The following is a 12,112-nucleotide window of genomic DNA, read 5'->3' as shown; positions in this document are numbered from 1 at the left end:
CAGGTAAGTGTGGCTGCGGAGGGGACAGTGTCCCCGGGCCTCACCTATAGCCCATGGGGAAGATCGTTCGGCTGAAGCCCCATGGAGCCTTTCGCCGAGAGGCGACCGCCCTCCGCTCGCCACGCTTTACCGCCCCGGCTGGTCTCCCCCGTCCAGTCGGGGCTTTTTCGTACCGTCGTGCTCGTACCGTCGTGCTCGTACCGTCGCGGCTGTCGTGGACGTCCGTCTCCGCCGGCTCGTCAGCGGCCGGTCGAGCCGTCGATCTGCTCGCGGAGGATGTCCGCGTGACCGGCGTGCCGGCCGGTCTCCTCGATCATGTGCACCAGGACCCACCGCATCGAGGGCGCCGGGCCCCGGCGCGGGGGCCGCGGGGCGAGGAAGGCCAGGTCCGGGCAGGCCTCGATGACCTGGTTGGCCTGCTCGACGGTCCGCCGGTAGTCGGCGAGCACGCTGTCGACGGTGTCCTGCGTGGACGGCCGCATCGTCGCGCGCCAGTCGCCGGGTTCCTCGCCGAGGAAGTAGAACCGTTCGACGAACCCCAGATGCTTGAGCAGCCCGAGGAGGCTGGTGCCCGACGGCACTCCGCCGGTGCGGACCTGCGGTTCGGGCGCGCCCGCGACCTTGTCGGCGACCGAGGTCCGCAGCTGGTCGAGGAAGCTCCGCAGCATGGCTTTCTCGGCAGCCCCGGCCCCGGCCCCGGCCCCGAGGAGTTCGGTGTCCTTCATCGCGATACTCCGTTCCGTATGAGCCAAGGGACTGCGTCAGGCGGTGGCGCGCCGGACGAGCAGGACGTTGTCGATGACGGTGGCCGTCTCGCCGGTGGGACCTGTGGCCCGGCGCCGGGGCATGTCGGCACGCAGGACGGACCAGTACGCCGGGTCGAGATGGAGTTCGGCGGCGGTCTCGGTGGGTGTGGGGTAGTGGGTGTCGGGGTCCTGGTTCCACGACCAGGGGGCGGTGGAGCCGTGGTCGACGACCAGCAGCAGACCACCGGGCCGCAGGGCCTGAGCGGCGGTGCGCAGGACCCGGCCTCGGGGCAGGGCGAACGGGGTCTGGAAGTACTGGGCGGAGACCAGATCGAACCGGCCGTCGGGGAAGCTGTCGGCCAGATCGTGCTGTTCGGTGGTGACCCGGTCTCCGAGGCCCAGGTCCTGGGCGCGTTGCCGCACCCGTTCGACGACGGTGGTGGAGATGTCCACGGCAGTGACGTGCCAGCCCTGCCGGGCGAGCCAGAGGGCGTCGCCACCGGCACCGCACCCCAGGTCCAGGGCCGCACCCGGGCGCAGCGGTGCGACGGTCTCGGCGAGCAGCGGGTTGACGCGTCCGCCCCAGGTGCGCCGGGCGCGGTAGTGCTGCTCCCAGAACAGTTCGGCGCCGCCGCCGTCGGCCCCGTTTGCAGCGTGTCGGCTTCCGGTGGAATCCATGCGAGGTGCCCCTTCGTCGGCCGGCGTGCCGGGCGTGATCCGATCTGCGCCCGTGACGCCGGTGGTGTACCGACAGCATCGGCACCACCTTTTCCATCCGGCAAGAAAAGTTGCGGATCCGCACTGTCGGGGCATCATCGGGCCATGGAGAGCACGGACGGCAGAAACGACAGCAGCCACGACAGCGGGAATGACCGCACCGGAGACGTGCTGGCCGGCGTCGGGCCGCGGCTGCGCGCCCTGCGCCGGGCGCGCGGCACCACCCTGGCGGCGCTGGCGACGGAGACCGGCCTCACGGCGAGCACCCTGTCCCGTCTGGAGAACGGCAAGCTCCGCCCCACGCTGGAACAACTGCTGCCCCTGGCCCGGGCGCACGACGTCCCGCTCGACGACCTCGTCGCGGCGCCGCCCACCGGGGACCCGCGCGTCCACCTGCGTCCGGTGCGGCGGTCCGGTCTCGTGCTGGTGCCGCTGACCAGGCGGCCCGGTGGCATCCAGGCCTACAAGGTGATCCATCCGCCCGCCGGCCGGGCGCCCACGACGAAGCTGCAGACCCATGAGGGATACGAGTGGTTCTACGTCCTCGACGGCCGGGTCAGGTTCGTGCTCGGCGAGCGGGAGTTCCGGCTCGGAGTCGGCGAGGCCGCGGAGTTCGACACCCGCATCCCCCACTGGATCGGCAGCGCCGACAGCCGCCCCGCGGAGTTGCTCGCCCTGTTCGGGGCGCAGGGGGAACGCGCGCATCTGGAACCGTCGCCCGGCCACTGACCGGGGCCCCGTTGTCAGTGGCGGCTGGGAGGCTGGTCCGTATGGACAGCGACGACGAGCAGCTGCTGCGCGGCCGGGTCTACGGCCAGGATCACGACCACCCGGGCCCGCGCCCGGGTCAGTGCTACGCCGAGTTGGTCGGCGGCCCACTGGACGGGCTGCTGCTCGACATCACCGGCTGGACGCAGGAGGAAATCGACGCCGGTGCCGCTCTCCGGACGGAGCTGGGGCAGTTCGGCGCCGGCGGCCGGGCGACGTACCGCCCACGTCCCGGCGCCCCGCGCCGCTTCGACTGGACCGGCGACATCCGGTGACCGCCGACCGACCGCACAGCCGGGCTCGGGTCGGCGCTGTCCGGCACCGAAAATGCACAGGAGATCGAAGAACCGCGCTGTTAGCCTGAGGTCATGGCACGAGGTATCTGGTCGCAGAAGGTCCGCTCCGCCCGCTGACGGCGGCGCCTTCTCCCACTGAACGAGCGCTCGCCGTCCCGGTCCCCGCCGGGCGGCAGCTTTCCGCTGCCCGGCTCCACTGCGAGCTGCGGAGCACCCCGTGAACCTCTTCCCCTCCCCCGAAGCCACATCCCTGTCCGGCTTCCCCGCCCCGACCGGCCTGTCCGGCCTGTCCGGCCTGCCCGTCGAGGCGGGCGACACCGCCCACGTACGCGCCGAAGGCATCAGCGTCACCCTGGGATCCCGGCATGTCCTGAACGACGTGTCGGTCACCGTCTCCGCCCGGTCGCGGATCGCCGTCGTCGGCGAGAACGGCCGGGGCAAGACGACCCTGCTGCACGTCCTCGCCGGGCTCATCACCCCCGATGAGGGCACCGTGCGCCGGGCCGGCACGATCGGCCTGGCCCGTCAGGAGCTGTCCGCGCGGGACGGCGAGACGGTGGGCACCCTCACGTCCGAGGCCCTGGCCGCCTCACTCGCGGCCCTCGCCGCCCTGGACGAGGCGACCCTCGCCATGGCCGAGGGCGACCCCACGGCCGACGACCGCTACACAGCCGCGCTCGACGCCGCCACCCGGCTCGACGCGTGGGACGCCGAACGTCGCGTCGACGTCGCGCTCGAAGCCCTCGGCGCCTGCACGGACCGGCGACGCCCGCTGTCCACCCTGTCGGTCGGCCAGCGCTACCGGGTCCGGCTGGCGTGTCTGCTCGGCGCGCGGCACGACGTCCTGCTGCTCGACGAGCCGACCAACCACCTCGACGCCGACGGTCTCGGCTTCCTCACCCGCAGGCTGCGCGAACACGACGGCGGCCTCGTCCTCGTCAGCCACGACCGCGCGCTGCTCCGCGACGTCGCGGACCGGTTCCTCGACCTCGACCCCACCCGCGACGGCAGGACGCGCCTGTACGCCGGCGGGTACGACGCGTGGCAGGACGCGCGGCGTCGCGAGCGTGAGCGCTGGGAGCAGGACCACGAGGAGCAGCAGGAGGAGCACCGGCGGCTGCGGGACGCGGCGTCGAAGGCCCGCGACCGGCTCTCCACCGGCTGGCGGCCGGACAAGGGAACCGGCAAGCACCAGCGCCAGTCCCGCGCGCCCGGTGTCGTACAGGCCCTGAAGCGGCAGCAGGACGCTCTGGAGGCGCATCGGATCGACGTGCCGGAGCCGCCGCCGGTCCTGCGGTGGCCCGACCCGGGTGTCCGGCCCGGCGCGCCGCAGTTGCGGGCGCACGGCGTCACGGTCGACGGGCGGCTCCCCTGCCCGGTCGACCTCATCCTCGACGGCGGCGACCGGCTGCTGGTCACCGGGCCGAACGGGGCCGGGAAGTCCACGCTGCTCGCGGTGCTCGCCGGTTCGCTCGCGCCCACGGACGGATACGTTCGTACGGCGGCGGGGGCGCGGGTCGTCCGGGTCACCCAGGAGACGGCCGGGCAGCAGCCCGGGCTCACCGCCGACGAGGTGCACGCCCGCCACGTGGGGCAGTTGGTGGCCCGGGGAGTGCTCCGCGACGCCGATGCCGTCCCGCTCGGCTCGGTCGGGCTGCTGGACCGCGACGCGCTGCGCACGCCGGTCGGGCGGATGTCGGAGGGCCAGCGGCGGCGCCTGGACCTGGCGTTGGCGCTGGCCGGGCGGCCCGGCCTGATCCTGCTCGACGAACCGACCAACCACCTGTCGTCCGCCCTGGTCGACGAGTTGACCGACGCGATCCGCGCCACGAGCGCCGCGGTGGTGGTCGCGACGCACGACCGGCAACTGCTGCGGGACCTGGCGGACTGGCCGCGCCTGGAGATCGGGGTGCGCCGCGGTGTTCCGGGCGGCACCGAGGCTGACGGGAGCCGCTAGTTCCGTGCGGTGGACCAGGACGGGCAGGGGGCCAGGACGGGCAGCAGCAGCCCGTCCTGGTGGCGGTGCCAGGTGTCGAAGCGGCGGTGTCAGCTGTCGAAGCGCTGACGCGAGGTCTCGATCTGGCCCAGGTACCGGTGCGTCCAGGCGCACATGCCGTCGACCGTCTCCCGCAGGCGTCGGCCGGGCTCGGTGAGGGTGTACTCGACCTTCGGCGGGACGGTGGGATGCACGGTCCGCTCGACCAGGCCGTTGCGCTCCATCATGCGCAGGTTCTGGGTGAGCATCTTGTGGCTGATGCCCTCGACCTGGCTCCGCACCTCGCTGAAGCGCAGGGTCCCCTCCCCCAGCGCCTCGATGATCAGGAGCGCCCACTTGTTGGCGATGTCCGAGAAGATCTCCCGGGCCAGCGAGTCCGCCCGCCGCAGGTCCGCCTCGTCGGGCGAGCCGTCGTACTGCTTGGTCACCATCAGGTTCCCCAGTCACTGAAAAGTGCGTTCTTCCACGTCAGGGCTGACTCTCCTACGGTTTCCGAGTAACCACAAGAGACCAAGGGCACCTTGGTCGAGGAGGCGGACAACCACATGACCATCACTTTGGTGAACCCCGAAGGCCTGCCGAAGATCGACGTGTACCGGCAGGTGTCGATCGCTTCGGGATCGAGGCTGGTCTTCGTCGCGGGGCAGGTTTCCTGGGACGCGGAGGGGGCCACGGTCGGCGAGGGCGACCTCGCCGCTCAGGTCGAACAGTGCTACCTCAACGTCGGCACCGCCCTGGCCGCGGTGGGCGGCTCCTTCGACGACGTGGCGAAGCTGACCGTCCACGTCGTCGACTGGACCCCCGACAAGATGCCGCTGCTCCTGGAAGGGATCGCGCGCGCCGCCGCCAAACTGGGCGTCACGCCGGTGCCGCCCAGCACCCTGTTGGGCGTCGCGGCGCTTGACGTACCCGCCCATCTGGTCGAGGTCGAGGCCACCGCGGTCCTCGACTGAGGGCGGCCCCGCTGATGGGCCCGCCTTCACTGGTCCACGCCACTGACGCGCCGCAGGCGGTGGGGCCACCCCCGGCGAAAACCCGCCACCGACCCGCCGGAACCGGCGCTGACATGCGAAATCCCGTCTCCTGGGGATGATTGACGGATCGTCGGAGAGCCGGTACCACTGACGCACGCCCGGCCCCGCACGCCCCGTCACGCTTCATCGGCCCAGGAGGCTGCATTGCGAGGATCCGACACCGCCCCCACCTCGTCCGCCCGCAGACGCGCCGTCAGAACGGCGGGCGCCCTCGCGTCCGCCGGTCTGCTGGTGCCGCTGCTCGGCGCGGCCCCGTCGTCCGGCGCTCCCCAGCAGGCCCCCGCGGAACGGCTCCAGGGAGCCTTCGCGTCCGCCGCCGCCGAGTACCGCGTGCCCCAGAGCGTGCTGCTCGGCGTCTCGTACCTGCAGTCGCGCTGGGACGCGCACGGCGGCGCGGCCAGCGTCACCGGGGGCTACGGCCCCATGCACCTGACCGACGCGCGCACCGCCCTGGCCTCGGCCCCGCACCACAGCGAGGGCGACGAGGACCCGCGCGGTGACACCTCACGCCCCGCCCCGCCGCCGCGGGCCAAGCTGCCCGAGGAGACCGAACTCCCCGCACGGCTCAGGACGTTGCCCCGCGCGGCCGAACTGACCGGCCGGTCGGCCGACGAGCTGCGCACCGATCCCGCGGCGAACGTGGAGGGCGGCGCGGCCCTGCTCGCGGCGGCCCAGCGCAAGCTCGGCAAGCCGCTGAGCGACGACCCCGCCGACTGGTACGGCGCCGTCGCCCGCTTCTCCGGCGCGGACGACGAGGCCACCGCGGCCACGTACGCCAACGACGTGTTCGCCGTGATCCGGGACGGCGAGCGGCGCACCACCGACGCGGGCCAGCGTGTCGCGCTGGCGCCCGAGCCGGGTCTGAGGCCCGACTCCGCGCAGCTGAAACGCATGGGCCTGCGCAAGGCGCCGGCAGGGCAGACGGAGTGCCCGAGGACGGTGTCGTGCGAGTGGATTCCGGCTCCGTACGAGGAGTTCAAGGATCCCAACGGCAATCCGGACTACGGCAACCACGACAAGTCGAACCGGCCGAAGAGCCAGAGCATCGACTCGATCATCGTCCACGACACCGAGGGCAGGTGGGAGGGCGTCCTGAACATGGTGCAGGACCCGACCTACGTGTCGTGGCAGTACACTCTGCGCTCCACTGACGGCCACATCGCCCAGCACGTGAAGGCCAAGGACGTCGCCTGGCACGCCGGCAACTGGTACGTGAACGCCAAGTCGATCGGCCTGGAGCACGAGGGCTTCCTCACCGCGCCCGACACCTGGTACACGGAGGCCATGTACCGCACGTCGGCCCGCCTGGTGAAGTACCTCGCCAAGAAGTACGACATCCCGCTGGACCGCCAGCACATCCTCGGCCACGACAACGTCCAGGGCACCGTGGCCTCCACCATCCCCGGCATGCACACGGATCCGGGGCCGTACTGGGACTGGCAGCACTACTTCACGCTGCTCGGCAAGCCGTTCCGTGCCACCGCGGGCCCGGGTGGCGGAGTGGTGACGGTGGCGCCCGAGTACGCCAAGAACCGGCCCGAGTACACGGGCTGCGTGAAGCCCGGCGAGACGTGCGTGCCGCACGGCTCGGCGGCCGTACGCGTGCACACCGAGCCGCGTGACGATGCGCCGCTGATCAAGGACATCGGCAAGCGTCCCGGCGGCCAGGACTCCACGATCGACGTGAACGACGTCGGCGCACGGCTCTCCACCGGCCAGCAGTACGCGGTCGCCGAGCGCAGGGGCGACTGGACGGCCGTCTGGTACCTCGGCCAGAAGGCCTGGTTCAAGAACCCGGCGAAGCAGCCCACCGCGGTCCACGCGAAGGGCCTCGTGGTGACGCCGAAGGCCGGCGCGACCGAGGTCCCGGTGTACGGGCGCGCCTACCCGGAGAAGGAGGCCTACCCGGCGGGCGTCCCGGTGCAGGCCGTCTCCCCGCTGCCGTACAAGATCCTCGCGGGCCAGAAGTACGTGGTCGGCGACAAGGTGCCGGGCGAGTACTTCTACGCCCCGACGTTCGACACCTCGCGGCACACGGTGGTGCGCGGCAAGGACACGTACTACGTGATCCAGTACGGGCACCGCATCGGCTATGTGCGCGCCGCGGACGTGCGGGTGGAACGGTCCGGTTCATGACGCGGTAGCAGCGGTCGGGTCCGGGCCCCGGTGGAGGCGGGTCCGGGCCCGATGGGTCGTCGCCGTACGAGGGACGACGCGCCCGCCGGGGTTCAGTCGAAGACGTATCGCTGCCCTGCGCGCGCCTTCACGGTCTTCGCGCCGCCGTTGAACAGGTCGCTGTGCAGGGTGAGTTCGCGGGTGCGTGCGGCTTTCAGGGCGATGCGGGTGGCGCGGCCCGACGCCCAGTCGATGTCGAGGGTCGCGCCGCCGCGGGCCCGCAGGCCGCGTACGGATCCTGCGGGCCAGGCCGCGGGGAGCGCGGGCAGGATCTCGATGGCTTCGTGCTGGCTCTGCAGGAGCATTTCGACGATGCCCGACGTCGCGCCGAAGTTGCCGTCGATCTGGAACGGCGGGTGGGTGTCCCAGAGGTTGGGCAGCGTCGAGGACTTCAGCTGTTCGCCGAGCATCCTGTGGGCGTGGTCGCCGTCGCGCAGGCGCGCCCAGAAGTTGATTTTCCAGGCCTTGGACCAGCCGGTGCCGCCGTCGCCGCGCGCCATGAGGGAGACCTTCGCCGCCTCGGCCCACTCGCTGCCCGGCTCGATCTGCCGTCCGGGGTGGAGGGCGTACAGGTGCGAGACGTGCCGGTGGTCGTCCGTGCGGTCGTCCACATCCTCCTTCCACTCCTGGAGTTGCCCCCAGAAGCCGATGCGCAGCCCGGGGTCGAGGGCGTCGAGGGTCTTCTCCAGCTCGGCACGGAAGGGCGGCGAGTCGCCGAGCACGCGGGCGGCTTCCAAGGTGTTGGTGAGCAGGTCGTGGACGATCTGCTGGGCCATCGCGCCGCCCGCGGTGAAGTCGCCGTGCTCGGGCGAGTAGCTGGGCGTGACGATCAGGGTGCCGTCGCGCGGGTCGGTGCGCAGGTTGTCGAGCCAGAACTCGGCGGCCTCCTTCATCACCGGGTACGCGGTGGTGCGCAGGTACTCGGTGGAGCCGCCGAAGCGGTAGTGCTCGTACAGCTGCCCGGTGAGCCAGGCGGCGGCCTCCGGGAACCAGAACGCGGTCGACCAGTCGTGGACGCCGGTGAAGCCGTAGGGGTTGGTCTCGTTGTGCACCACCCAGCCGCGACTGCCGAACATCTCCTTGGCGGTGCGCCGCCCGGGTGCCCGCAGGGCCTCGACGAAGCGGTCGTACGGGGCGGTCGTCTCGGGGAGATTGGCGGCCTCGGCGAGCCAGTAGTTCATCTGGAGGTTGATGTTGGTGTGATAGTCGGCCGACCAGGGCGGGGTGGTGCTGTTGTTCCAGACGCCCTGGAGATTGGCGGGCAGTGATCCCGCGCGCGAGGAGGCGATGAGGAGGTAGCGGCCGTACTGGAAGAAGAGCGCCTCCAGCGCCCGGTCGGCGGTGGCGTTCCCCCCGCTCCCGTACTGCTTGAGCAGCCGGTCCGTGGGCACGTCGGCGGGGAGCGCCTGGCCGATGTCGAGGGAGACGCGGTCGAAGAGGGCGCGGTGGTCGCGCAGGTGACGGGCGCGCAGTGCGCGGTGGCCCGCCGAGACGGCTCTGTCGACCGTGCGGGTCACGGCGGTGTGCGGGTCGTCGCCGCGGTAGTCGGGGTAGGTGTCGGCGTAGTCCGTGCCCGCGGCGAGGACGAACCAGACGTGGTCGGCGCCGGTCACCGTGACGCTGCCGTCGCCGTTCGCGACGCGCGTCCCGCCCTGCTGCCTGATGCGCAGCTGGGCCTCGAACTCCAGCGCGTTGTCGGCGAGTTCACCCCGGACCGTGATGCGGTCCTCGTCCGCTGTCGCGGTGAAGTCGGCGCGCGGCGAGGTGTAGCGGAGGGTGCAGGTGACCTGCGCGGCACAGTCGGCGGAGAGCCGTCCGACGATCACCCTGTCGGGGTACGAGGCGAAGAACTCCCTATGGTGGCGCACCTGTTCGTGGACGTACGTGACGGATGCGAGGCCCTGTCCGAGGTCGAGGGCGCGGCGGTATGTGGCGTCGGGGGCGGCAGGCGCGCCCGGCACGTCGATGTGCAGGTCGCCGAAGGTCTGGTGGGCTCCGTAGCCACGCCGGGCCTGGCCCAGCTCCGCGGCGACGGCGTCCGGGGCGAGCCGCCCCTTCTCGTCGAGTGCCTCGCGCACGGCGTCGAGGGCGCTGGGCCTGGGCGCGCGCCAGTTGCCGAAGTCGTAGCCCTCCCGGGAGCCGGGGCCGCCGGTCCACAGCGTCTTCTCGTTGAACTGGAGCCGTTCGGAGGTGAGGGTGCCGAAGATCATCGCGCCCAGGGCTCCGTTGCCGACGGGAAGAGCCTCGCGCTCCCAGTCGGCGGCGGGAGTCTCATACCAGAGCAGTAATTCATCGGAGGTGTCGTGATCCGATGTGCCGGTGTCCGCGGAGGCCGACCGGGCGCCGCCGAGCCCGCCGTCTCCTGCGGACAGAGCGGCTGCGGCGACCGCACCGCCGAGCACGGACCTCATGGTCATCCTTCGCGTGATCCCCTGAGTCATGACCGGTCACGTTAAAAGTCCGATGACTGGGCTGACAAGAGGAGCACGGCACAAAAGTGCCCCGCTCCTTGGACGGAACGGGGCAGTGCTTGGACGGAAGTGCGGGTGTCGGCGTCGACGCGGGTGGTGCGGCGCGGGCCTTGGGCCCTGCGGGAAGAGCGCTGCGGTCAGCCCTGCTGGAACAGCTCCGCGGGCAGCGGCTTCAGGAGCGCGTACAGGTCGTCGGTGATCGGCCGGTCCCAGGCGGCGATGGTCACCAGGACGTTGTCACTGCGGTCGAACTGCACGCAGGAGATCCGGCTCTCGGAGAGCTTGAGACGGCGCACGATGAGGAGGTTGTCGCCCTGCATCACCGGCACGTCCTCGGCGGAGACGACCGTGACGTCCTCGTCGTTCTCCAGCGCGAGGAGCAGCTGGGCCACCTCGAAGGGGATCTCGCCCTCGGCGGTCTCGCGCGCCGGCGAGCCCTCGGGGAGGTTGCCGATGATCATCGCGGGGCCGCGGCCGCCGAACAGGTCGTAGCGCAGGAAGACGCCCTGGCAGCTGCCGTCGGGGGCGGGCAGCAGGCCCGCGCCGAGATTGCCGGGCCAGTCACCGGGGTCCATGGCCAGGACATCGAAGTCCGGGCCCGCGGGGGTGGCGGAGCTGCGGCGGCGGAGGAAGGACATGCGCCTATGGTACGTGGCCTGCGGGGCGTTCCGGCGCGGGGGCGGGCGCGCCTCGCGGGGGCGGACGACGGCGCGACCAGCCACGGAGCTTTCCCGCGTGAACCCGCGTGAACCCGCAAGCCGTCCCGGGCCCGACGCACCCTGGCCCGACGCCCCTGCGCTCGACCCACGCCCCGGAGTCACCCTCGGCCCCGCCCCCAGGCACAATGGCGCCCCCATCGACGGCGGAGTTCCCGTGACCCACGAATCCGTACTGAACTACTGGCGCGACGGCCTCGACGCCATACCGGACGAGGTGTGGCGCCACCCCGGCCCGGAGATCCTGCTCCTGCCTGACAACGCGCTCACGAGCCTGCCCGCCCGCATCGGCACGCTCACCTCGCTGCACACCCTTGACCTCGGCCACAACAAGCTGCGTACGGTCCCCGACGAGATCGGCGACCTCACGGCCCTCAGCCGTTTCCTCTACCTCCACGACAACGAGCTCACCGAGCTGCCCGCGTCCCTCGGCCGCCTCACCCGGCTCGCGTATCTGAACGTCGGCGAGAACCGTCTGACCGCACTCCCCGACACGCTCGGCGGCCTGGCCGGGCTCGTGGAACTGCGCGCCCAGCACAACGAGTTGGCCCGTCTGCCCGAGTCGATCGGCTCGCTCGGCGCACTCCGGGAGCTCTGGCTCCGCGGCAACCGCCTGACCGGGCTGCCGGCGGGCGTCGGCCGCCTCTCCGAGCTGCGCGAACTGGAGCTGCGCGAGAACGCCTTCACCGAGGTGCCGGGCGCCCTGCGCGGCCTGCCCCTGCTGCGCCGCGTCGACCTGCGCGCCAACCGGCTCACGGAGCTTCCCGACTGGATCGCCGAGCTGCCCGCTCTGGAGAAGCTGGACCTGCGCTGGAACGACGTACGCGTCAGCGACCGCCTCCTGGACGCCCTGGACACCCGGGGCTGCGTGGTGCTGCGCTGAGCCCCGGGCCGCCCGCTACGTCAGGTCGAACTCGCCCGCCCGGGCGCCGTGGACGAAGGCCCCCCACTCCGCCGGGGTGAAGATCAGGGAAGGGCTTTCCGGGCGGCCGCTGTTGCGCATGGCGACGAAGCCCTCGACGAAGGCGATCTCCACGTCCCCGCGCCCCTCGCTGCTCGATCGCCAGTCCGCCGTGCTGAGGTCGAGCTCCGGCTTGTCCCAGCCCGCGAGCGGATGCTGCTGAGTGGTGCTGTCGGCCACGTCCGTGCTCCTCCCGAATGCGTCGGTCGGGCGCCAGCCTAGCTTTCACCCC

12 protein-coding genes are annotated in these 12,112 nt (G+C 72.0%); 6 read left to right on the top strand and 6 right to left on the bottom strand.

What is annotated here, in order from left to right; all coding sequences use genetic code 11:
• Window positions 1-239: 239 nt before the first annotated feature.
• Both ACH4D5_RS20440 and ACH4D5_RS20435 read right to left on the bottom strand, forming a co-directional pair.
• Window positions 240-725 (bottom strand): DinB family protein, encoded by a 486-nt coding sequence (locus ACH4D5_RS20440; RefSeq protein WP_398304212.1) that lies wholly within the window; start codon window positions 723-725, stop codon window positions 240-242.
• Between the two features lie 36 nt (window positions 726-761).
• The gene (locus tag ACH4D5_RS20435) at window positions 762-1,424 is read right to left on the bottom strand and encodes an SAM-dependent methyltransferase (protein ID WP_398304209.1); all 663 of its coding nucleotides are present in this window, start codon (window positions 1,422-1,424) and stop codon (window positions 762-764) included.
• A gap of 144 nt (window positions 1,425-1,568) precedes the next feature.
• On the opposite strand from ACH4D5_RS20435, the gene ACH4D5_RS20430 reads away from it, so the two are divergent.
• From ACH4D5_RS20430 to ACH4D5_RS20420, 3 genes are all read left to right on the top strand, one after another.
• Window positions 1,569-2,192, top strand: a complete 624-nt coding sequence (locus tag ACH4D5_RS20430; protein ID WP_398304206.1) for a helix-turn-helix domain-containing protein — start codon at window positions 1,569-1,571, stop codon at window positions 2,190-2,192.
• A gap of 41 nt (window positions 2,193-2,233) precedes the next feature.
• A complete protein-coding gene (locus ACH4D5_RS20425; protein WP_398304203.1) occupies window positions 2,234-2,506 on the top strand; it encodes a hypothetical protein in 273 nt (90 codons plus the stop codon).
• Window positions 2,507-2,744: 238 nt separating this feature from the next.
• Window positions 2,745-4,484: an ABC-F family ATP-binding cassette domain-containing protein gene (locus tag ACH4D5_RS20420; protein ID WP_398304200.1), complete on the top strand. Its 1,740-nt coding sequence runs from the start codon at window positions 2,745-2,747 to the stop codon at window positions 4,482-4,484.
• Between the two features lie 89 nt (window positions 4,485-4,573).
• Here ACH4D5_RS20420 and ACH4D5_RS20415 read toward each other — a convergent pair whose 3' ends face one another.
• Complete coding sequence (locus ACH4D5_RS20415) at window positions 4,574-4,954, bottom strand: winged helix-turn-helix transcriptional regulator (protein ID WP_398304197.1); 381 nt, start codon at window positions 4,952-4,954, stop codon at window positions 4,574-4,576.
• 114 nt (window positions 4,955-5,068) lie between these two features.
• Between ACH4D5_RS20415 and ACH4D5_RS20410 the strand changes: the two genes are divergently transcribed.
• Together ACH4D5_RS20410 and ACH4D5_RS20405 are read left to right on the top strand one after the other, a co-directional pair.
• Window positions 5,069-5,476: a RidA family protein gene (locus ACH4D5_RS20410; protein ID WP_398304194.1), complete on the top strand. Its 408-nt coding sequence runs from the start codon at window positions 5,069-5,071 to the stop codon at window positions 5,474-5,476.
• 225 nt (window positions 5,477-5,701) lie between these two features.
• Window positions 5,702-7,693 carry an N-acetylmuramoyl-L-alanine amidase gene (locus tag ACH4D5_RS20405; RefSeq protein WP_398304191.1) on the top strand — a complete coding sequence of 664 codons (1,992 nt, stop codon included), beginning with the start codon at window positions 5,702-5,704 and terminating at the stop codon, window positions 7,691-7,693.
• A 92-nt stretch (window positions 7,694-7,785) separates the two neighbouring features.
• Here the strand turns inward: ACH4D5_RS20405 and ACH4D5_RS20400 are convergent, their stop codons facing one another.
• Both ACH4D5_RS20400 and ACH4D5_RS20395 read right to left on the bottom strand, forming a co-directional pair.
• Window positions 7,786-10,017 carry a glycosyl hydrolase family 95 catalytic domain-containing protein gene (locus ACH4D5_RS20400; protein WP_398304862.1) on the bottom strand — a complete coding sequence of 744 codons (2,232 nt, stop codon included), beginning with the start codon at window positions 10,015-10,017 and terminating at the stop codon, window positions 7,786-7,788.
• 323 nt (window positions 10,018-10,340) lie between these two features.
• Window positions 10,341-10,841, bottom strand: a complete 501-nt coding sequence (locus ACH4D5_RS20395; RefSeq protein WP_398304189.1) for a hypothetical protein — start codon at window positions 10,839-10,841, stop codon at window positions 10,341-10,343.
• Window positions 10,842-11,076: 235 nt separating this feature from the next.
• On the opposite strand from ACH4D5_RS20395, the gene ACH4D5_RS20390 reads away from it, so the two are divergent.
• Window positions 11,077-11,802: a leucine-rich repeat domain-containing protein gene (locus ACH4D5_RS20390; protein WP_398304187.1), complete on the top strand. Its 726-nt coding sequence runs from the start codon at window positions 11,077-11,079 to the stop codon at window positions 11,800-11,802.
• Window positions 11,803-11,817: 15 nt separating this feature from the next.
• On the opposite strand, the gene ACH4D5_RS20385 is transcribed toward ACH4D5_RS20390, so the two are convergent.
• On the bottom strand, window positions 11,818-12,060 hold the full coding sequence (locus ACH4D5_RS20385; RefSeq protein ID WP_398304185.1) for a DUF397 domain-containing protein: 243 nt from the start codon (window positions 12,058-12,060) through the stop codon (window positions 11,818-11,820).
• Window positions 12,061-12,112 lie beyond the last annotated feature (52 nt).

The sequence above is a fragment of the Streptomyces sp. NPDC018029 genome (assembly GCF_044327655.1).
Taxonomy (GTDB): domain Bacteria; phylum Actinomycetota; class Actinomycetes; order Streptomycetales; family Streptomycetaceae; genus Streptomyces.
Note: the sequence above shows the minus strand (reverse complement) of the source record. Positions and strands in the feature narration are given on the sequence as shown.